Consider the following 22,315-nt stretch of genomic DNA (forward strand, 5'->3'; position numbering starts at 1 on the left):
ATGTCTCATTTCAGCACCTCATCCCTGGCCAGATTGACGGCAGATCGCGGTCCAGCAGCGTTGAGAGACCCGCATTGCGGGCCGACAGATGCTGTTCCAGATAGGCCTGTGTGGCGGCGGCCATCGGCGGCGGCCGCCCGGCGGTCATGAAGCGCGGGCTGACATGCGCGAACCACCAGTAATGCAGTTTGTTCTCCACCCGCCGGGCCAGCGTGGCGGAACCGCCCATATGCTGCCGGTAGCGGCCGCGCACCAGATGCCGCCCGATCCGGTTCGCCATCCGGTGCAAGGCCGGGCGCGCGGGATATCTGGTGCGGTTGAACCAGGCCCGCTCGGGGTCGACCCGCATCGGATCGGCCCCCAGAAAATGCGTCACCCCGTCAACGCAGCCCTGAATATCGGCGCGGAAGTCCTCGAACAGGCAGACATGCACCCGGTCCCGGCCAAGCGCGCTGATAAAGCGCTGCAGGCCGGCCGCATAGCCCGATCCCAGCAGGATATGGGGATAGCGCAGGATCGCGGTCTCAAAACTCTCGGCGGCGCGGGACGTCTTGATCAGGTGCCAGTACTGCGAATAGGCGCGCTGCACCGGATGGCGCAGCATAAACACCAGCCTGGCATCGGGCAGCTGCGCCGCGATCCGCCGGGCCGCCAGTTCCGACATCAGATAGGTGGTCGAATCCTCACCCACCAGCCCGCCCGGCACCGGGCGGGGAAAGCGGCCTGCGTACCAGTCCTGATTGGCCTGCGCCCCGGGCCGCGGATCCCACCATTGCAGCGCACCGCCCTGCACGCTCAGGAAATCGGGATGCGCAATCGGGTCGTCGGCATCAAAGAAATGCACCTCATCCTGCGGCAGCGAAATCGCCGGGTGCTGATCGAGGATGAAATGCAGCGATGTGGTGCCGCATTTCGGCGCCCCGCCGATGATGAAATCGGGACCCCGGCGGGTACCGGGCCCGGCATCAAAACGGATCGGCGTTTTGTCGGGATGCGGAGCAATTTTATTCACCGGAACCGGTACCTCAAACTAAGCCTGAATATCCGCGTGGCAGAGAACGCGTTGCGGCGGCAGGAAAATGCGACTGCATAGAAGACTAGGGCAACACGAGAGGCCGGCAACGCGATTACGGCCGGCCTGTGGTCTGCGCGCCGCAGATTGGGCTGTTCCGGCTCCCTGCGCGCATCGCTCCCGGCATCAGTGGCAGGCTTGCGGCGCGATTGGACATCGCCTGTGGACAAATCGCCGGCCGGGCCGGATAGTGAACCGGTAAGGGATTTCAACAGGCTGCAGTGTGCCGGCAATTTCCGTCATCGTTCCGACGTTCAACCGCAGAGATTACCTCCTGGAGGCGCTGGCGGCGCTGCAGCAGCAGTCGCGGCCGGTTGATCAGATCATTGTCTGGGATGATGGCTCTTCTGATGGCACCAGTGAAGCCGTGGCCGCCGTCCGCGATCCGCGGCTGCAATACCACCGGGCGGAAAATGCCGGCAAGGCGGCGGCGCTGAACCGGGCGCTGGCGCTGGCCGGCGGCGATTACATCTGGATCTGCGACGACGATGACATTGCCGCCCCGGACGCGGCAGAGCGGCTGGCGGGGATATTGGACGCGGCCCCCGGGACCGGCATCGCGGGGGGCAGCTACAACCGGTTCCGCGATACCCCGCAGGGCCGCGAGGCGACCGGCCCCGGCTATTGGCCCGATCTTGGCACCGGCTCGCCGCTGCGCCATCTGCTGGAGGATATCTTTCTGTTCCAGAACGCCACCCTGGTGCGGCGCCAGTGTTATGACCGGGCCGGCCCGTTCCGCGAGGATCTGCCGCGCTCGATCGATTACGACATGATTGTGCGGCTGGCGGTGCGCTTTCCCATAGAGATGACCAGCCGGGTGCTGTTTCTGCAGCGCAAGCACGACGGTGAACGCGGCCCGGCCGGCCACCGCCACGCCGCCAGCGCCGCCGACCGCGTCTGGGCCGAGCAGGACAGGGCGGTGTTCCGGGGGTTGCGTGATCATCTGCCGCTGCCGCTGATGGAAGCGATGTTCACAGGCGAACCGGCGCAGGTGCGCCGCGCCGCGCATCTGCAGCGCGGCGGCGTCTTTGCCCGGCACGGGCTGTGGCAGGAAGCGCTGGAGGATTTCGAGGCCGCCGCCGCCGCGGCGCCTGCGGTGCCGCTGGCCCCGGCTGAGGTTGCGATCTGCCGCCGGGCGGTCTCCGGCAAGCACGGGGTTGTCTTCAGCCCGCAGGACAGCGCCCGCCTTGTGCAGCTGCGCCGCAGCGGGCGCAGCGGGTCTGAAATAACCGCCAGCCTGGGGCGCGGTCTGCTGTGGTCGCTGCGCCGCGCGCTGACCGGCTGCGATGCGGCCGAAACCCTGCGCCTTGCCCGGATGCTCGGCACCACCCGCCTGCAGCTGCGGCCCGCTCCCGTCTCCGATCCTGGCAGCGCGGAGCTGCATGAGAACAGCACATTGCCACCCAGCGCCTATAACTGGTGATTTGCAGAGGCCGTCCCTAGCTTTCCCTCCGTCCCAGGCCCAGCCTGCGCCGCCCGCGCAACCAGGCCTGCTCCAGCAGTTTTCCCAGCAGCGCCGCCGACACTGCGGGCGGTGACAGCCACAGCGCCGCCATGCTGCGCAGATCCCTGGCCCGCACGGCGTCGATCATCCGCCGCCAGACCCATTCCTTATGCACTTCCCGGCAATGGAGGCGGATGGCGGCACGGGCGCTGTGGTCCAGCTCCGGCGCGCTGAGCAGCCGCCGGTCGGCCTGCACCAGCGCCCCGAGATCATCTGTGCTGTGGCAGCCGCTCAGGGAGTTTTCCCGGTAAACGGCGAAATAGCCCCGCGGGTCCACCAGCCGGAAGGCCGCCCCGGCGGCAAGCACCCGGGCATAGAGAATATAATCCTCGGCCAATCGCAGATCCTCGGCGTAGCGCAGCCCGTTTTGCTGCAGAAAGGCGCGCCGCATCAGCGGTTTGATAAAGCCCAGCTCGCCCCGCTGGCCGCGGCTGCCATGCGTATTGGCGTCCGCAAAAAGCTCCAGCGTGATCTGCATCCGCCCGAAGTCATGCGGGCTCCAGAGCCGCCGTGCGGTAGCCGCAGGGTCATCCTCGGTGACCATGTAAAGATCATCCGCCAGGCAATCGAGCGCCCCGGCCTCGGCCTCGGCCGCCAGCCGGGCGATACGGTCCGGGGCCATGTGGTCATCGGCGTCCAGCACTGCAATCCAGGGCGCCGTGGCGGCCTCAATGGCGCGGTTGCGGGCTGCGGCGGGCCCGGCATTGCGCGGCTGGCGCAGCACCGTGGCCCGCGGCACGCCGCGGCACAGCCGCTCGGCCAGATCCGCAGTGCCGTCCTGCGAGGCATCGTCAACCACCACGACCTCAACCGGCACCGTCTGGGCAAAGGCCGAGCGCAAGGCCCGCTCCAGCGTGGCTTCGGCGTTATAGGCGGCAATCACGATGGTTGCCCGCGGCGGCGCTACGGGCGCGGCCGGCTTCATGCCGCCCGCACCCGCATCGTCTCGCGGAACACAAAGCGGCGGTCGAGCCGGTATTTGACCGCATAGCCCACAGCAAGTCCCAGCACCGCGCCCAGCTCGCGCATTGCATCGCTCTGCCACAGCAGCCAAAAGACGGTCTCGGTGCCCCAGAAGATCGCGGTCGTGACCAGCCCCATCGCGGTATACAGCGTGAATTTCCGGCCATGCGCGGCCAGTCCCCGGGTCGCATCGGCAAAGATCCAGCGCTTATCCAGGACATATTTCAGGGCCAGCCCGGCGATTGTGCCGCAGCCCACCGCGGCGGCAAAACCGCCCGCGCTGCTGCCGCTTGCAGCCAGCACCAGCCGCTGCACCGCCAGATTGGCCAGCACCGCCAGCACCGCAAAGGCGCCATAGCGCAGGGCCAGCGCGGTGCCGCTCACAGCATCACCCCGCCCAGGGCAAACAGAAAGATCAGCGCCAGGCAGACAATGGAAACATAATCCCGCGCCGCAAACACCACCGGATCATCATGCATCCAGCCGCGGTGGGTGATCATCACCATCCGGCTGAGCCAGAACAGCAGCACCAGGCAGATGCCCCACAGCGCCTCCGGATAGGCATAAAGCTCGCGCACCCCGCCGGTGTTGAGATAAAGCGCCATCACCAGCACCGACATATAGCCCGAAGACACCGCCATATTGGCCACCAGCGGCGTGTCCGATGTGCGGTAGCCGCGCCCGGCCACCGTCTTGTCCCCGCCGCCGCCTTCGGCAACCAGCTCGGCCTGCCGCTTCATCGCCGCCAGCGCAAAGAAGAAGAACATCGAAAACGCCAGCAGCCAGACCGACAGCGGGATCCCGGTGGCCACCCCCCCGGCGATGATCCGCAGGGTGTAAAGGCCGGCCAGCGCGCAGATGTCCACCACCAGGCGGCGCTTGAGCAGGAAGGAATAGACCGTGGTGACCGCATAGTAGAATGCCATCACCGCCGCAAAGGCCGGCCCGAGCGCAAAGGCAATGGCAAAGCCGGCCAGCAGCAGCCCCGGCGCCAGCACCGTGCCCCAGGCCAGCGGCAGCCGGCCGCTGGCAAAGGGCCGCAGCCGTTTGCGCGGGTGCACCCGGTCGGCGGCCAGATCCAGCAGATCATTCAGCAGATAAACCGAGGAGGCAATCAGGCTGTAGGCGGCAAAGGCCATCAGCGTCTGCACGATGGCTGCAAGGCCGAACTGATGCGCCGCCATCAGCGGCAGGAACACCAGGACATTCTTCAGCCATTGATGCGGCCGCATCGCCCGCAGCAGCGGCCGCAGACGGTCCTCCCTGGGGGTCAGGTGCAGCACGGTCCCGGTGGTGCGCTCCGCCTCTGCCGCCAGCCGCGGCGGCAGGCCCACGGTGACCGCCTGGGCGGCACTGCGCCAGACCGCCAGATCCGCCCGGGAGTCGCCGATATAGGCGTATCCTTTGTCGCCATAAAGCGCCCGCAGCCGTGCCGCCTTGGCCTCTCCCTTCAGGTTTTCCTGCCCGTCCGAGCCGATCGCCTCGTCGAACAGTTCCAAATGATCGGCGATACGCGTCACGATGTTCTGGTCCGAGGCCGAGACCAGCGCTGTGCGGCCGCCCTGCTGGCGCCATTCGGCGACATAGGCGATCACTTTTTCATTATAAGGCAGCGTCGCCGCATCAACCGGGCCGGCGCGTTCCAGAAACCGCTTCAGCGGCGCCCGGCCCTGGCCCAGCTTGCCCAGTACCGGCAGCACGCTGGTCCATCGGCGCGACAGCGCCGACCAGGCCGTTTCAAACAGCATATCCGTCCGCAGCAGGCTGCCGTCGAGGTCGACGACCAGCGTCAGATCCGCAATTCCGGCTTTGGTAAGGGTCCCGAGCCCCCGTGAATCATCCATCGCAATCCCGCAATAAAACAGAGTGGCGCGCACCCGGCATCCTGGTTCCAAGCCCGGCGCCCGATCAAGAAACATAGAGCAAACAATTGCAATGTCTTGCGTAAATGCGCGGGGCCTCCTCCAAACGGCCCTGGGCAATTGCGCACCGGAACAGATGCTTGACGCAAGAACAGGTCTCGTGATTACCTTTAGGCGAAGCGGGGGATCAGCGGCGGGACGTGTTCCGTTTGAACATCAGGTCCAAACAGACCCTGGCGCAAAATGCCGCCGGGAGCGAACGTTTTGCGGAACGCCGGTTTCGCCCCCTGTCCTTGTTTGCCCTGACTGGAGGCAGTGCTGATATGCGGTTGCCGATACAGACACTCTCATCTATCGCTGCGGTCTGTGCCGGTTTGCGATGATGTGCCTGCGCCGCCATATCCCAGCCTCTTGTGCGGCCCGTCCCGGAGCTGCAGCCCTGGGGCCGGCCCCGCCCGCAAAAGCCGCTCAGTTGACGCCGCGGTCCCGTGTTTGTTTTCCAGTGTCAGTTTCAGGTATCCGCCGCCATGCAGCGTTCTGTCGTGCCCCGGACTAAGGTTGCCATTGCCGTTTGCACCTATGCCCGCCAGGAGGACCTGGAAAGACTGCTGGTCTCCCTGCAGGATCTGCAGGCCGGCCCGGACCTGTGCCCGCGGGTGATTGTGATCGACAATGATTCCCGGAAATCGGCCGAAACCCTGGTGCAGAGCTTTCAGTCCCGGCTGCCCTGGCCGGTGGACTATGTGCATGAACCGCAGGCCGGCATCCCCTTTGCCCGCAACCGCGCTATCCGCGCAGCGGCCGGCGATGATTACCTGGCCTTTGTGGACGACGACGAGACCGTCGATCCGCAGTGGCTGAACGCGCTGATGGCGGTAGCACAGAAAACCGGGGCCGCCTTTGTCCAGGGACCGCTGACGATGACCGTCGAAGACGCCCGCGACAGCTGGTGGCTGGCCAGCGGGTTCTTCAAGCAAAAGAGTTTCTCCGATCTCAGCCCGCGCTCGGAAAGCTGGACCAACAACGTCCTGATCGATCTTGCCTTTGTGGCACGCCACAACTGCAGGTTCGACGCAACGCTGCGGTTCGACGGCGGCTCGGACACGCTGTTCTTTCAGGACGTGGTGGCGGCCGGCGGCACAGGCCGCTTTGCCGCCAATGCAATGGTCTATGAAATCCAGAAGAAAAGCCGCCTCACCTGGAAATGGGCAACACTGCGGCAGTACCGCTATGGCATCACCCGGGCCAATACGGTGCTGCTGCGCAAACCGCGCAGCTATGCCGGGCTTTATTGCGGGATCCGCGGCACGGCGATGGTCGGCCTTGGTATTCTGAAGCTGCCGCGCGGGCTTGTCCTGGGCCGGGCCGGGCTGGCCGACGGGGTGGCGCTGATCGCCCGCGGCACCGGCGTCCTTTCCGGCTTCTTCGGCGCCCGGCGGCGGGAATACGCCCGGTGAGCTGCCGCATCGACATCTGTGTCTGCACCTTCCGCCGCCCGATGCTGTCAGAAACCCTGGCCACCCTGCAGGCGGTTGAGCCGCCGCCGGGATGCAGCCTGCATCTGCTGGTGGTCGACAATGATGACACGCCATCCGCCCGCGCAATTGCAGAACAGGCCGCACTGCCCTTCCCCGTCACCTATATTCATGCGCCTGCCCGCAACATCTCGGTGGCGCGCAATGCCGGGCTGGAGGCCGCTTGCGGCCGTTTTCTGGCATTCCTAGACGACGATGAAATGGCAACGCCCGGCTGGCTGAGGCACCTCTATGCAAAAGCCGAAGACAGCAGCGCCGACGCGGTGTTCGGCCCGGCGGTTTCGATCTACCCCGAAGGCACCGAAGACTGGATGATCAGCGGCGACTATCACTCCACCAAACCGCCGCCGCAACCCGGGCCGGTGCAGACCGGCTGCACCGCCAATGTTCTGATCCGGCGCCGCGCCCCCAGCGTGGCAGGCTTGCGGTTCGACCCGGGACTGGGCCGCTCCGGCGGCGAAGACACGGTGTTCTTCCGCCAGGTCTATGCCCGCGGCGGGGTGCTGCGGTTCGCCCCGCTTGCGCTGGTTTATGAAAAAGTCGCCCCCCAACGCCTGTCGCTGGGCTGGCTCCTGCAGCGCAGGCTGCGGGCCGGGCAAAGCCATGCGCATGCGCGGATCCTGACCTCATCCGCGCCGCTGCGGACACGGGCCGGGCTACTGCTTGCAGCACTGGCCAAGGGCGGCTTTTGCGCTGCCATGAGCGGGCTCCAAGCCGCCAGCAAACCCCGGCGCAATTTCTGGCTGATCCGGGGCGCGCTGCATCTGGGCACCGCAAGCAAATGCTTCGGCATGCGCGAGCAGGTGCTTTACGGCGGCACATGACAGCCGGCGCAGGCCGCCGCTTCCCGCCCCCTAGACACATCTGGAACATGGCAGGCCGCCTGGCGCAGAACCGCCATTCTCCGCCGGCGGGTTCGGCTGCGGCAGCAGAATTCTGCTGAAATGCGGCTGGCCGGGCCCTGCCGATTGCACTGACACAGAAAATAGTGTCCGAAAGCCAATCAAAGGGCTCGCGCAGAGACCGCACACGAGGGGCGCAAAGGGGTCTTACGGGACACGCTTGGAAGATAACGTGTGTTCAAGCCAATGTGAACACAACATCTTGCGGTTTTTGAGGAGAGACCGTAGGATTTGACTATGAGAAGGGATCGCGCAATGATTGTGGGTATGATACATGTCTGCAACCCTGAACGGAGCCGCCTTGTATGAGACACCTGCCTGTAAGCGCACCGAGCTTTGCCCTCTGCCTGGGCCTGGTTTTGATGCTGTCCGGCGCCTCCTGGTGGCTTGCTGCCGCGGGATTGCTGCTTGGGGCGCCGCTTTTTGTGGCTGCCTGCTATGCCGTCTGCACCGCCATTCTGCCCTGTGATCCAGCCGCGCGGCGCCAGCGCCGGTAACCCGGCCGCGCGCCGTTTCGGGTCTCCCGCCCGGACATTTTCCAGCCCCCAGCACCTGTCTGGCAGCCTCCCCCCGTGCCAAAGCAGCAGCTGGTGAAGCTGCTTGTGACCGGAGACTGCCCCGCCCGCGGCCGCTGTTTCAAACAGGCCGCAGGCTTGGCTCTCAGCAGCCGGTGCGCTTGATCACCACCAGCCAGGTCTTGAACAGGATCCGCAGGTCCAGCAGGAAGCTCATGTTGCGCAGATAGTCGTCATCCATCGACACGCGCTCGCCATAGGTGACGCTGTTGCGTCCCGAAACCTGCCAGAACCCTGTGATCCCCGGGGTTTGCGCCAGATAGGACCCGGACTGGCTGCCGTATTTCCTGATCTCGTCCGCAACCACGGGCCGCGGCCCGACAAAGCTCATCTCGCCGGCCAGCACATTCCAGATTTGCGGCAGCTCATCCAGGCTGGATTTGCGCAGGAAATCCCCGAACCGCGTCACCCGCGGATCCTTGGCCAGCTTGCGGCTGGCCTCCCATTCCTTTGCAGCCTCGGGATGATCGCGCAGATAGGCCTGCAGCTTCTCTTCCGCCCCCATCACCATGGTCCGGATCTTCCAGCACTTGAAGCTGGTGCCGCCCCGGCCGATCCGGGTATGCCCGAAAAAGCCCGGCCCGCCGTCCCGCCGGGCTGCCAGCCATAGGATGGCAATCAGCGGCGCAATCAGCGGCAGCAGCGCCATGGCCAGCAAAAGATCAAAGACCCGCTTGCCGACGCGGCGGTAGATCCCCCCCGTTTTTACAAGCCTGGCAACAGCCGTGTCGGTCCCCCCGCAGGTCCCCGAAGCATCGAAATTTCGTAACGGAACCTGGTACTCAACAACATTTTTCATACTCACTACCCAAAACACCACATCAGGGCAAACTAGAACAACTTGATAAAATTTCCCCCCTGACAGACGTTATTCTAAGCGCGATTCTCAAAAAAAGTAAATTTTTAACTAAGAATTCAAGGTGAGCTGAAATTCAGGAAGACGCTGTGTTCCACGGGACCGTCTTGCGCAAACCCGCTTTCTGTTTTTTGGATCACCCTGATAACCTGTGCCCCGGGAAACCGGCTCTTACGCATTCATCTGCTGCGGTATGAACGGCCTGCGGCAGGCCTGACTGGCACGGAATTTGCCACTTCAACCTCGCCCCCTAATTATAGATTGCAGGGATGCCAAGCGCGCGCTTGGCCATTTAAAGATTGATTGGAAGATGTGATGAGTTTGAACCAGGCTTTGAAAACGTTTGGGGACGGGGGTGTTTCGGTGCCTCAGATTCCGCTGACGGGCGCTTTCACGATTGAGACTTGGATTTATTTTGAGCCCGGCTCGGTGATCGACCAAAAGGACGGGATTGTTTCCAGCGGCACCGGCCAGGACGGCAACGACCTGAACTTCTACGACGGCAAGCTGCGGCTCTATCACAATGCGCCGGGCGAGCCCCGGGCCGACCATGTGGTGGCCAATACGGCCGTGACAGCAGGCGCCTGGACCCATGTGGCAGTGACCCGCGACAGCGCCGGCAATCTCTTTGTCTATCTCAACGGCGTGCTTGATGCCGCATCAGCCGTGCCCTGGACCGGCACCTTCGACGTGGACGAACTGGGCACCGCGGTGAAGGGCAAAAGCTCGGACGCCGAATTCGACAATCTGCGCATCTGGTCGGTGGAGCGCTCGGCGGCTCAGATCGCCGCCGATATGGGCAATACGCAGCCGTCGGACACCACCGGCCTGGAGCGCAATTACAGTTTCGAAGGGACCAGCATTACCGACCTGACAGGCTCGACCGCGCCGGTGCCGGTGCCGCCTGAGGTCGCGCTGGTGGCCTCAGGCGCGCCGGTCGGCGGCACCCCCCCGGGCAACATCGCCCCCAATGCCGCGGATGACACCGCCGCCACCGCCGTGGATGCGGCCATTGCGGTCGATGTGCTGGCCAATGACAGCGATGCGGACGGAACCCTGGATCCCGCCAGCGTGCAGGTGACGGGGGCTGCCGCAAACGGCACCACCAGCGTCAACCCGGCAACGGGCGAAATCACCTACACCCCGGACAGCGGCTTCACCGGGCAGGACATGTTCACCTACAGCGTCGCCGATGACGACGGCGACACCGATACGGCGGTGGTGACGGTCACTGTGGGCACACCGCCCAACACACCGCCCAACGCGGCGGACGATAGCGCCAGCACAACCGAAGACACGGCCATTGCGGTTGACGTGCTGGCCAATGACAGCGACGCGGACGGAACCCTGGATCCCGCCAGCGTGCAGGTGACGGGGGCTGCCGCAAACGGCACCACCAGCGTCAACCCGGCAACAGGCGAGATCACCTACACCCCGGGCAGCGGCTTCACCGGGCAGGACATGTTCACCTACAGCGTCGCCGATGACGACGGCGACACCGATACGGCAACCGTAACCGTCACCGTCAATCCGCAGTCCGGCGGCGGCCAGGCTTTGAAAACGTTTGGGGACGGGGGTGTTTCGGTGCCTCAGATTCCGCTGACGGGCGCTTTCACGATTGAGACTTGGATTTATTTTGAGCCCGGCTCGGTGATCGACCAAAAGGACGGGATTGTTTCCAGCGGCACCGGCCAGGACGGCAACGACCTGAACTTCTACGACGGCAAGCTGCGGCTCTATCACAATGCGCCGGGCGAGCCCCGGGCCGACCATGTGGTGGCCAATACGGCCGTGACAGCAGGCGCCTGGACCCATGTGGCAGTGACCCGCGACAGCGCCGGCAATCTCTTTGTCTATCTCAACGGCGTGCTTGATGCCGCATCAGCCGTGCCCTGGACCGGCACCTTCGACGTGGACGAACTGGGCACCGCGGTGAAGGGCAAAAGCTCGGACGCCGAATTCGACAATCTGCGCATCTGGTCGGTGGAGCGCTCGGCGGCTCAGATCGCCGCCGATATGGGCAATACGCAGCCGTCGGACACCACCGGCCTGGAGCGCAATTACAGTTTCGAAGGGACCAGCATTACCGACCTGACAGGCTCGACCGCGCCGGTGCCGGTGCCGCCTGAGGTCGCGCTGGTGGCCTCAGGCGCGCCGGTCGGCGGCACCCCCCCGGGCAACATCGCCCCCAATGCCGCGGATGACACCGCCGCCACCGCCGTGGATGCGGCCATTGCGGTCGATGTGCTGGCCAATGACAGCGATGCGGACGGAACCCTGGATCCCGCCAGCGTGCAGGTGACGGGGGCTGCCGCAAACGGCACCACCAGCGTCAACCCGGCAACGGGCGAAATCACCTACACCCCGGACAGCGGCTTCACCGGGCAGGACATGTTCACCTACAGCGTCGCCGATGACGACGGCGACACCGATACGGCGGTGGTGACGGTCACTGTGGGCACACCGCCCAACACACCGCCCAACGCGGCGGACGATAGCGCCAGCACAACCGAAGACACGGCCATTGCGGTTGACGTGCTGGCCAATGACAGCGACGCGGACGGAACCCTGGATCCCGCCAGCGTGCAGGTGACGGGGGCTGCCGCAAACGGCACCACCAGCGTCAACCCGGCAACAGGCGAGATCACCTACACCCCGGGCAGCGGCTTCACCGGGCAGGACATGTTCACCTACAGCGTCGCCGATGACGACGGTGACACCGATACGGCAACCGTAACCGTCACCGTCAATCCGCAGTCCGGCAGTCCAAACCAGGCGCTGCAATCGACCAACGGGCAGGGCGGCGCTGAGATCGGCGGCCTGGTGCTGGATGAACCTTTCACAGTCGAAGCCTGGGTCTATCTCGAGCCCGGCAACGCGATTGACGACCGTGATGGCCTTGTCGGCGGCGGCCGGAATACGGCTGGCACGCAAATCTCATTCGACGGCGGGCGCTTAACCCTGAGCAACTCGATTGCCAGCGGCCCGACAGGCAATCTGATCACGGCCAATACTGCCGCGGCAGCGGGGATATGGGCCCACTATGCTGTCACCCGCAGTGTGGATGGTACGCTGAACCTCTACATAAACGGTGTTCTGGATGCGACTGCAGCGGCCGGCTGGACCGGCCCGATGATCATCAGCGAGATCGGGCGGCCGCTTAATGGCGCAACCGAGGGGCAGATCGACAGTCTGCGGATCTGGTCAACCGAACGCTCTGCCGCGGAGATTCAAGCCAATTACGATGCCGACATCGATCCGGCTTCGCCCAATCTTGAGCGCTCCTACACCTTTGACAGCAGCACGACGCAAATCATTGACGAAACAGGCCATGAGGCGCCGGTTGCGCTGCCCTCGCAGGCAGATATTGTCCAGACAAGCGGTCTGAGCATTGCGGATGCGGTGCCGCTTGCGGACACGCCGCTGGCCGACGACGACTATTTTGGCGTTCTGGAAGACAGCTCGCAGATCCTGCTCGCGGTGCTTGCAAACGATTCCGATCCGGAAGGCCAAACGCTCTCGATCAACAGCTTCTCGGCGCCGGCAAACGGCACCTTGCAGGAAATTGATGGCAAGCTCTATTACACGCCGGACGCCGAGCACTTCGGGACCGACAGCTTCACCTATGACATCACCGATGGATCGAATGTCAGCACAGCGGCCACAGCACACATCAATGTGGTGGAAAACCATGGCCAGCCGCAAAGCACGGTCAATACCAACATCTCCCCCGAGGTCGAGGGCAGCGGCGCCACATTGACCCTGACGAAGGCGGTCCAAATTCCACTGACCGCGGCCGGAAAACAGCCCCGCATCGACACGATGGAGACTTTCGGAGACCGGATGTTCGTCACCGTCGAAGGTGAAAATGCCGGTGAGGCCAAGATCTACGAGCTGGTTGATGACGGCAATGGCGGCCTGGATGCGGTTGTGTTCTTTGACGTGAACCCGGGCGTTCAGGCGGCGACGGGCCGCGATCTCGATCACTCGAACAAATTCCATGGCGGCCTGCGTGGTGTCGCCTTCCACCCTGAGTTCGACACAAACGGTAAATTTTATACGTCCGTCATGGAGGAACGCCCGGCAGTGACGTCCGGTCATACCTATCTGGGAGCGCCGATCAGTGATCCGATCGACGCTGACAGCGTCCTGATCGAATGGACCTACGACTTCACCCTGGGTGCAGTGGACCAAAACAGCTACCGCGAGGTCTTCCGGGTGGAAATGCCGCGCTATGACCACCCGGTCAAGGACATCAAGTTCAACCCGGATGCGCAGCCTGGCGACACCGATTACGGCCTGCTCTATGTCACCCATGGCGACGGGAGCGAGCAATCGGCCATTGCAGGGGGCGGGCAGGCGAACGACGCGCTTGGCAAAATCTTGCGGATCGATCCGCTGCAGGATGGCGGCAATTCTTACAGCGTGCCGGCGTCGAACCCGTTTGTCGGCGACCCCGGTATGCTGGACGAGGTCTATGCTCTGGGCTTTCGCAACCCGCATAACCTGACCTTCGCGGATCTTGGCGGCGGTCAAAGCCAGCTGATCATCTCCGATGCCGGGCGCGACAACGCTGAAGAAGTGAACCTGGTGATTGCAGGCGGCAACTATGGCTGGTCGCTGCGCGAAGGTCCTCTGGACCACATCGGGAACAACGTTGTCACAGGCGTCGGGCCGCTGCCAGCCAATGAAGCGGATCTGGGGCTGATCTATCCGGCCACTTTCTATGGCCATGACGGCGAAGTGGGTGAAACCTTTATCTCGCAAGCGATCGCCGGGGGGCATGTGATCCAGAACGGAACGGCGCTTGACGATACCTTCATCTTCGGCGACTTCCCAAGCACCGGCCGCATCTTCGGGGCCAGTTTCACGGATATGCGGAACGCGGTGACACTGCTGGATCCGAACGATCCGGCGCGGGATGAACCGGATGAGCTGACATGGGCCGAACCTTTTGAGATACAGCTTCTGTTCGATCATGACAGCGATCCGCTCACCGATCCGGTCGCGATGCGCTCGTTCACCGACATTCTGAACGAAGAGCCGGACTTCCTGAATGTTCTGTCATTCGCCGGCGATCCGCGGGCGGACCTGCGCTTTGGCGAAGGCCCGGACGGGGAGCTGTATCTGTTCAACAAGCGCAATGGCTGGATCTATCTCGCCGAAGACACCATGCCGGACGAATTCCTCTTCTAGGCGGTTAGAGGCGCGCAGCGCCGGTCTCATGTAGGCGGGCGCCGCCAAGACCTCTGCCGCGCCTTCCCCGCCGGTCTATCGTGCGGGCAGCGGCGATCCACCCCGGCCAGGGGCAAGACGAGGATCAGGGCCTTAGGGCTTTCTTTGGTAGATCCGGAAGCGGCCGGTATCTGCGGCATGCGTGTAGCCGCTGCCGAGCAAGGCTCTCAGCTCGGGAAACTCCCGGTCCAGCGTCTGGCGGCTGTCGAGGCCGGAGCCGGTGACAGCCGGCATGATGTCTTGCGACTGGACGAAGATGGCAAACGGGTCATTTGCTTCGAGTGACCGCATCAGCTCGGCCCGCGTCTGGCCGGCCGACCATTCCGCCCTTTGCGCAACGTTGTAGATGAACCGGCTTGCGGGTCTGCGTCCGGACTGGAGATAGATGATCGGCTCAAAGCCCCAAACATAGATCGGCTCATCCTCCGGGACGTGTTTGCGGGCCCAGGCAACGGCATCAAGGTTCGATCTGCGGTCCATGCTGCCGGTGCTGTACAGCTTGTCGGTCACGGCTGCTCTTTCCTGCGGCGGCGCGAAGGCAACGCTGGCCAGTGCGACACCGTTTTCCCAATAGCGGAGGGACGCGCGACTGAGGAACATCGGCACAACCATGGCGCAGAGGGCCAGCAAGCCTCCAAGCGGCCAACGCGCGAGCCGAATATAAAGCGCCCAATAACCCCAGCCCGCCAGGACAGCACAAAGACCAACCGTTGCCGCATAGTGATAGGGGAAGAACTTGGCCTGCAAGGCGACCCCCAGAAGGGTCATGCCAGCGACAAGAATGAGATGCAGGGACCATTTGGCAACGGTCCATCCGCGCAGCCCCAGCCCGAGAAAGAGAAACACGCCGGCACTGAGAACCGGCCAGTTCATAACCAGTTTTTTCAAACCATGAATAAAGAGGCCTGCGAGACCGGCCAGCTGATGCTGCACGTTGCCGACACCGGTATAGTTCGGGGTGAAGACAAACAGTGTCCAATAAAAATCCTCGAACGAGCCGGTGATTTTCAAGTAGAGGAAAAGCGCGCCGAGAACTGCGGCGGCCCCAAGCGCAAACTGCAGCGTCACGCTGACCGTCCCGCGCCAGCTTCCGCCGGCCTTGGCCGCGGCATAAAGGGCAAAGGCATAGCTGATCAGAATCCCGCCGCCGAGGGGCGGTTTCAAGAGGGCCGCACAGACGTAAAGCGCTGCCACGGCCCAAAGGGCCTGGGGCATGCTGCTGAGGCAGATCGCCAGAAGGACCAGCGCGGCGCCGAACACCTCGGGCTGGCCCACATGCCAAAAACCGTATTGCGTGATGCCGAACAGGAAGACCGGCGCGATGAAGAAAACCGCCCGCCGGTCAACCGCCTCTGCCGATATTCGATAGGCGGCCCACAGCCCCAGGCACAGCGTGGCAATTTCGGCAATGCGCAGCCCGGTTTCCGCCGGGCCGAAGAGCAGCTGCGCGCAGGCATAGACAAAGAAGATCCCGGGGGTCTTGAAGTCCCATGCATCCTTGTAGGGGGCGCCGCCGGCCAGCATCGTATCGGCCACGACAGCAAAGATCGCCTGGTCGCGGCCAAATGGCAGGACAAGCAGATGCAAGATGAAAACAAGGGACAGAAGAAGGCAGGCCAATGCGGCGGTCCACGCTGGCCAGGACACCGCGGCTTTTGTTTTTGATTGATCTAGCGCATTTGCCATCGGTCTCTTCTTTGCTGCGGTTGCTCATGAAATAACTGCTGCGCAATCCGGATATTATTGGAATTCCCCGGACGCGCCTGATCCGCCGTAACGGCAGGTGCAAAAAGATTAAGAAGCTGGTTTACTCCTGATATAATTCAGAATTTCCGGGCTGGCCGGTAGTATAAATATAAAAAGGCCGAATCGGGGGATTTTTTGTTTGAAGGCCTTAGTTGTTTAGCGGGTGAAGCACAGTGTTGCGGGTTGCGGAGTTTCGGCATGACGGATGTTCCTGATCGTTCCGGTAGGACAGAGGATGTTTTTTCAGGATCTTCCAGAGCGGGCCGGCACGCCGGGCTTTGGCTCTCAACGCTTTTGGCTGCATTCATGCTGCACATATTCTGGCTGCATGTTGTGGCTGAGGACGCCTACATCTCGTTCCGTTTCGCTCAGAACCTCGCAAACGGCCATGGCCTGGTCTGGAACATCGGCGAGGCGCCGGTCGAGGGGTATACCAACTTTCTTTGGGTGATACTGTGCGCGGCCATGCTGAAGCTTGGCCTCGAGGTCGAGCTTTACAGTACCCTTCTGGGCAGCCTTGCATCGGTCCTGACACTCCTCATCTGCTACGCGTGGGCGCGCCGGTTCATGCGGCTGCCCGCGGCAAGCGCGCTTGTTCCCGTTGTGCTGCTGGCCGCCAGCGGCCCATTGGCCGCCTGGGCGGGAAGCGGCATGGAAACAGCGCTTTTTGGGTTTCTGATCACGCTTGGGGCCTATTTCTTTGCCGGCTACTGGCACGGCCGGCCAGCCTGGTGGCTGTCCCTGTGCGCCGTCTGTTTTACCGCTGCCGCCATGACTCGCCCCGAAGGCGCCATGGTCTTCTGTGCGCTTGGCCTCATCGGTTTGCTGATGACGGCCGGAACGCCCCGGTGGCGCCATTTCATCCTGCCGGCTCTGATCTTCACCGCCTTGTTCGGAGCCTACTTCCTGTGGCGCTACAGCTATTTCGGATGGCTCCTGCCCAATACGTTTTACGCCAAGACGGGCGGGGGAAGCACGCAAATCGCGCGCGGGATCTCACATGTGATGTGGTTCGGCGCACTGTTTGCCGTTCCGCTTGTGCCGGCTTTGCTCACACTGATCCCCCAGGGTCTCAAAGCGCTCAGGCGGCCCGGATCTGCCGAAGGCATGCGTTTTGTCCGCGAGCGGGCCGCGTTTTGGCTGCCGGCTTATCTGGGGCTTGTTTATTCGGCCTATATCGCCGCCGTCGGCGGCGATTACATGGCCATGTTCCGTTTCTTTGCGCCAATCACGCCGATGATTTGCCTCTTTACCGGCGGTTTGATCGGTGCAGGCTTCGCAATGACACGCAGTTGGATCCCAAGAGCCGCTTTTGCCATCGGCATTGGCGCCATTCTTATTCAGTCGACCCCGGCCGAAGCAAAGCTGTTCCCGAAAATGTGGAACAACCATGGGACATGGAGGGGCATTGAAACCGAGCGCTGGCACGTCAACCGGCTGACCCGGATCGGTGAACATTTCCAGTCGCTGCGGACAAGCTACGATGACAGCATTGCAACCGACGGGATTGGCGCGATCGCTTTTGCCGCTGATATGAAAGTGATTGGCCTCCACGGGCTGGTGGACGTGCATATTGCCCACAAAGAATTCGGTGAAGGGGAACTCGGCTCCGGCCTGCCAGGGCACGAGAGGGGCGATCTCGACTATATCTTCTCGAAGCGCCCGGCGTATTTCATGTTCAACCGGCGCCTGTCAGACGAAGCCTTTGCAAGATCGCCGAAGAAAATGCCCGCCAAGGCGGCGGAGATCGTTGCCGCCGAATATGAACTGGCCTCCGACTATCTGGTGGATTCCGCCAACGGTGAGGCCGGCTATTTTACGTATCTGAAGCGTGTTGCAAGCGATGACTGAATGCTTTGGATCCGAGACAAGGTTTTAACAGGATGATGAAATCAGAAAACGCCCCCCGGCTGGCGGTGATCAGCATCAGTGCCGCGGCTGCCTGCTATGCGGTCTTCGTGCTGGCAACAGGGTTCGGGGATGTGACAGCGGGATTCTCGCAGTTCAGCGTTCTCAGCTGGATCGCCTTGTCCGCGCTCAGCCTGCTGCACTTCTTGCTGCGCTTTGCGCGCTGGCAAGTCTACCTGGTCCGGCTCGGCCACCGTATTTCCCTGGGGCCAAGCGCGCTGATCTACCTTAGCGGCTTTGCCCTGACTACATCGCCGGGGAAGATCGGCGAGGCCTGGCGCGCGGTTTACCTAGGGCCGCGCGGGGTCCCGTTTGCGCATGTGCTGGCCGGTTTTTTTGCCGAACGCTATACGGACCTTCTGGCAATTGCCATTTTGTCCTGCCTGGCGGTCACACTCTATTCCGGGCCGGCCTGGCCGTTCCTGGCCGGCACCGCCGCCCTCATCGCACTGCTGCTGGTGCTGCGCTTGCCAGGCCTGCCGCGCAAGGCGGATGCCTGGGCCGAGGCCACGCGGATGCCGCGCCTTGCGGCCCCGCTCAGAGGCCTGTCCAACATGCTGCGCGCCGCCGCCGATCTCCTATCTCAGAGGATCACTTTGTTTGCCCTGACCGTGGCGCTCGCCGCATGGGGTCTGCATGGCCTGATCCTCTTTGCCGTAACCGGGCTGCTCGGCTACGAGGCAGGCATGTGGCAGATGATCGGGATTTACGCCTTCGCAATGCTGATCGGTGCCCTGTCGCTGATCCCGGGCGGTGTCGGGAGTGCGGACGCCACCATGATCCTGATGCTGACCCTCGCCGGTCTCGACGCGCCGGGGGCAGCCGTTGCGACGTTGGTCTGCCGCGTGCTGACACTCTGGTTTGCGGTTTTGCTCGGGCTGGTCTCGGTCGGGGCTTTGAGCCTGCTTCGGCCTCCGGCGGAAGATCCGGCCGTTCAGCCGCACTCTTCCAGCGAGTAACCGTGCCGCGGCTGCGTGCAGCAAACGGTATAGTTGTTTTTTGAAGCCTGAAGCGCGGCAAGGAGTTATTGCCGCGCCTCATTTTTGATCAAGCCCCTACGCGAAAGTAAGGTCGATATTTTCGATATTTGCGATATCCAGTGCGATTGTCGAGAAGCTGTAGCTTGATACAACACCATTGGTGTCATCCGCATTTGCAGCCAGCGACATCAGATAAGCATCAACTTCGACTTGCATCGCAGCAAAGTCCGCAGCAGCCACCTGCACCTCAAGCGTATCGATACCTGACTGCCCGTCGATCAGATCGCGCACGCCATCCGCCTGGAAGTCGCGCCAGACAAAAACGTCATCGCCATCACCGCCAAAGGCCCTGTCTGCACCCTCACCGATACGGTTGATTTCATCATCGCCTTGGCCTGCAAAGATCAGCTCGTTTCCAACATTGCCGTCGATCGTGTCATTGCCGGCGCCCGCGAAAATGAAGTCGTCGCCCGGATTGGCACTGATGTCGTCATCACCGTCGCCGCCCAGAATCTGGTCATTGTCACCGCTGCCCGCGATCGTGTCATTGCCGCCGCCGCCGGAAATGAGGTCATTGCCGCGGTTGCCCGACAGATCGTCATCCCCTTCTCCGCCGATGATCGTGTCATCGCCAGCCGAACCTTGGATCGAGTCGTTGCCGCCCGCCCCGTTGATGCCATCATTGCCGCCGCGGCCAGCGATGGTGTCGCCGCCGCTGCCGCCGATGATGATGTCATCAAGGCCTGAGCCTTCGAAGGTTTCGCCCCCGTCGCCCAATATCACGGCGCCCGGCGCTGACGCGTCCGGAGCCGCAATATCGCCCAACAGAAGCTCGGCTGTCGCCATCCGGCCCTGGCTGTCAACAACGGTATAGCTCACAACGTCAAACCCGCCGGTTGCTTCCGCAGTGGCGGTGTAGGTGATCTGGCCGTCCGGCTCGACTGACGCCGTGCCAAACTGCCCGTCTGTAACAGACATGACAACCGGCGTGCCGGGGGCCTGACCCGGATTGTCGTTGGCCAGCACGTCAACACTCACGCTGCCGTTCAGTGCTGGCAGATCAGCGGTATCATCACTGGCCGAAAGGATCAGGGAGGAGATCAGAACGTCCTGATCGTCAAACTGCAGCAGTTCCACATCAATCAACAGGTCTTCACCATCCGGCCCCGTCACTGTGAGCGAACTTCCGTCCAGTGCATTCAGTGTGATCGTGTAATCCGCAGCCGCACCGCCGAAGATTGCGGTGTCGAAATCGAAACTGCCGTCGATCGTGTCATTGCCGGCGCCTCCGATGGCTGTGTCATTGCCCCGGCCCAGGTCGATGAAGTCATCGCCGCCGCGCGCATCAACCAGATCATTGCCGGAGAACCCGCGGAAATTGTCATCCGTGTCGCAGCCGATGAGCACATCATCTACCCCCGACTCGCCGAAGATGTTTCCGCAGGGGCGGATACCGGCATCGACATCGCTGGCAGCCTCGCCTTTGCCGATTTCGATTATCTCGACCTTGCCAGCGGCAGTAACATCGGAGTCGATTGTATCATCGCCTCCCTGATCCTGAGCGACGAAGCCGAAGCCGTCGACCTCAGCAAACAAGACTTCATAAGTGCCCGGCTCCAGGTCAGTGAACGCATAGAAGCCATCGGCATCCGTCGTCGTGGTGGAAACCTCGCCCGTATCAAGGTTCGTCAAAGTGACTTCTGCGTTGGCCACACCTGGTTCGCCATTGTCAGTATCACTGCCATCCGTGTCTTCGAAATACCGGCCTGAGAGCGAGCCGGGCTGCGGGTCGACAACACCCAGGTCGATATCAGTTTCCGTGTTCGCACCAACAGTGATCACACCCGACATGCCGTTTTCATCAACATCTGAATCGACCGCATCGTCCGAGCCGGCGTCCTGAATGGTGAATTCGGTGCCGTCAGGCGCCACACCCATGATCTTGTAATCACCGGCTTCAATTCCGTCGAACCGGTAGTTCCCATCGGCATCGGTGGTGGTGGTTGCCACGACAACGCCGCCGGCATCAAGCAGCTTGATCGTGACATCAGCCTTGCCAGGCTCCGGGACCACTTCTTGCTGGTCCTGGCCTTCAAGAACGATGTTATCGATGCGCACATATTCGTAGCCATCGCCCTTGGTCTTGATCGTGATGTCTTCCCCATTGCTGATGGCAACATCCTTGATGACATAGGTTGAAAAGCCGCCATCATTCGACCCGCCGCCGTCTGAATCGGCATCCAGCCGGATTGCTTCGACTAACTGACCATCCACTTTCAGCTTGATCTTGCTTTGGCCGTCGTTTTCATCCTGCACGCGTATCTTTACGTCGTAGACACCGGTTTTGCCGTCAAAGGTGGTGCACAGCGTGCCGTAGCACCCTGGATAAGCCAGCTTGACAAGCTCACCGCCGGACGCCTGGTTGCCGTCCACCGTCTTAAAGCCGCTCTTGTGCATATTCTCGGCTTCGATCTTGTAATCGCAACCTGGGATGGTGGTCACCTCCCCGTTAATGCCGTCGCAATCCAAATCGCAGAAAACGGTGCCTGAAATGGATCCCGTTTCAATTTTGTCACCCGCGCCAAGGCATTTGTAGTCAACCCAGTTACCTTTGACGCCGCAGGTCTTGACCACAGTCAATTCAACCCCGGCCGGGGGAACATCATTGTAGAAGGTGAAATAGTCTTCGCCCTGTCCCGGGGCGTCATGGCCTTCAATCTCGATTTCGATCAGGTAATAGGTATTGCCGTCCGAGCCTTTCAGGACGTGATAGCTTTCGGCATACATCTTCCCGCCTGCCGGTTCACCATCGACATAAGCGTTTTGGCCGTACCTGTCATCCGCGCGTTCGTTACTGTAATAGTCGCCTGACAAAAAATAGTCGTTGTCTTTTGTAGACAGGCATACCGTGGCGCTTGCCGGCATGCTGAAGGTGTCACCGTACCCAAAGCTGGATCCATTTCCTCCTTGATCCAAAAGATCTGCTTCGGTAAATGCAGTCCATTCGTAATTCCGGTAATTGTAGGTCACTTTCACTTCCCCCGATCAGGCGCAACTCGTTACAAAAAACGCCCCGGGGAAAGGCCCGGCTTCCAGGCCGTTTAAACGCATTCCGCAACACAGACTGCCCGCAAAACCGGGTTCGACGAAACCGGCTGCGGCTCTCACTGAGTAATG

13 protein-coding genes are annotated in these 22,315 nt (G+C 62.5%); 6 read left to right on the forward strand and 7 right to left on the reverse strand.

The genetic code is table 11. The features are described from left to right. Positions 1 to 10: 10 nt before the first annotated feature. Entirely contained in the window at positions 11 to 1,012 is a 1,002-nt protein-coding gene (locus ETW24_RS22350; RefSeq protein ID WP_129373299.1) for a sulfotransferase family protein, read from the reverse strand. Positions 1,013 to 1,295: 283 nt separating this feature from the next. Here ETW24_RS22350 and ETW24_RS22355 point away from each other — a divergent pair, with 283 nt between their 5' ends. After that, positions 1,296 to 2,495 (forward strand): glycosyltransferase family 2 protein, encoded by a 1,200-nt coding sequence (locus ETW24_RS22355; protein ID WP_164982817.1) that lies wholly within the window; start codon positions 1,296 to 1,298, stop codon positions 2,493 to 2,495. Between the two features lie 16 nt (positions 2,496 to 2,511). Here ETW24_RS22355 and ETW24_RS22360 read toward each other — a convergent pair whose 3' ends face one another. The 3 genes from ETW24_RS22360 to ETW24_RS22370 are packed head-to-tail and all read right to left on the reverse strand — an operon-like array spanning position 2,512 to position 5,383. After that, positions 2,512 to 3,501 (reverse strand): glycosyltransferase family 2 protein, encoded by a 990-nt coding sequence (locus ETW24_RS22360; RefSeq protein ID WP_129373301.1) that lies wholly within the window; start codon positions 3,499 to 3,501, stop codon positions 2,512 to 2,514. Next, on the reverse strand, positions 3,498 to 3,923 hold the full coding sequence (locus tag ETW24_RS22365) for a GtrA family protein (RefSeq protein ID WP_129373302.1): 426 nt from the start codon (positions 3,921 to 3,923) through the stop codon (positions 3,498 to 3,500). Before ETW24_RS22365 ends, ETW24_RS22360 begins: the two co-directional genes overlap by 4 nt. Beyond that, complete coding sequence (locus ETW24_RS22370) at positions 3,920 to 5,383, reverse strand: UbiA family prenyltransferase (protein ID WP_129373303.1); 1,464 nt, start codon at positions 5,381 to 5,383, stop codon at positions 3,920 to 3,922. The genes ETW24_RS22365 and ETW24_RS22370 overlap by 4 nt, the downstream gene beginning before the upstream one ends. A gap of 545 nt (positions 5,384 to 5,928) precedes the next feature. Between ETW24_RS22370 and ETW24_RS22375 the strand changes: the two genes are divergently transcribed. Both ETW24_RS22375 and ETW24_RS22380 read left to right on the forward strand, forming a co-directional pair. Continuing rightward, entirely contained in the window at positions 5,929 to 6,858 is a 930-nt protein-coding gene (locus ETW24_RS22375; protein ID WP_129373304.1) for a glycosyltransferase family A protein, read from the forward strand. Next, positions 6,855 to 7,760 (forward strand): glycosyltransferase family 2 protein, encoded by a 906-nt coding sequence (locus ETW24_RS22380; protein ID WP_164982818.1) that lies wholly within the window; start codon positions 6,855 to 6,857, stop codon positions 7,758 to 7,760. The genes ETW24_RS22375 and ETW24_RS22380 overlap by 4 nt, the downstream gene beginning before the upstream one ends. A gap of 738 nt (positions 7,761 to 8,498) precedes the next feature. Here ETW24_RS22380 and ETW24_RS22385 read toward each other — a convergent pair. Further along, positions 8,499 to 9,212, reverse strand: coding sequence for a sugar transferase (locus ETW24_RS22385; RefSeq protein WP_129373306.1), 714 nt, complete (start codon positions 9,210 to 9,212; stop codon positions 8,499 to 8,501). A 372-nt stretch (positions 9,213 to 9,584) separates the two neighbouring features. On the opposite strand from ETW24_RS22385, the gene ETW24_RS22390 reads away from it, so the two are divergent. Beyond that, positions 9,585 to 14,465 (forward strand): Ig-like domain-containing protein, encoded by a 4,881-nt coding sequence (locus ETW24_RS22390; RefSeq protein ID WP_129373307.1) that lies wholly within the window; start codon positions 9,585 to 9,587, stop codon positions 14,463 to 14,465. 132 nt (positions 14,466 to 14,597) lie between these two features. On the opposite strand, the gene ETW24_RS22395 is transcribed toward ETW24_RS22390, so the two are convergent. Further along, positions 14,598 to 16,190, reverse strand: a complete 1,593-nt coding sequence (locus ETW24_RS22395; RefSeq protein WP_164982820.1) for a hypothetical protein — start codon at positions 16,188 to 16,190, stop codon at positions 14,598 to 14,600. A gap of 258 nt (positions 16,191 to 16,448) precedes the next feature. Here ETW24_RS22395 and ETW24_RS22400 point away from each other — a divergent pair, with 258 nt between their 5' ends. Then, positions 16,449 to 18,101: an ArnT family glycosyltransferase gene (locus ETW24_RS22400; protein WP_129373309.1), complete on the forward strand. Its 1,653-nt coding sequence runs from the start codon at positions 16,449 to 16,451 to the stop codon at positions 18,099 to 18,101. Between the two features lie 32 nt (positions 18,102 to 18,133). Continuing rightward, on the forward strand, positions 18,134 to 19,117 hold the full coding sequence (locus ETW24_RS22405) for a lysylphosphatidylglycerol synthase transmembrane domain-containing protein (RefSeq protein WP_129373310.1): 984 nt from the start codon (positions 18,134 to 18,136) through the stop codon (positions 19,115 to 19,117). A 96-nt stretch (positions 19,118 to 19,213) separates the two neighbouring features. On the opposite strand, the gene ETW24_RS22410 is transcribed toward ETW24_RS22405, so the two are convergent. Next, positions 19,214 to 22,168 carry an SdrD B-like domain-containing protein gene (locus tag ETW24_RS22410; protein ID WP_129371163.1) on the reverse strand — a complete coding sequence of 985 codons (2,955 nt, stop codon included), beginning with the start codon at positions 22,166 to 22,168 and terminating at the stop codon, positions 19,214 to 19,216. Positions 22,169 to 22,315: the final 147 nt, after the last annotated feature.

Origin of the sequence: Leisingera sp. NJS204, assembly GCF_004123675.1 — a bacterium.
Taxonomy (GTDB): domain Bacteria; phylum Pseudomonadota; class Alphaproteobacteria; order Rhodobacterales; family Rhodobacteraceae; genus Leisingera.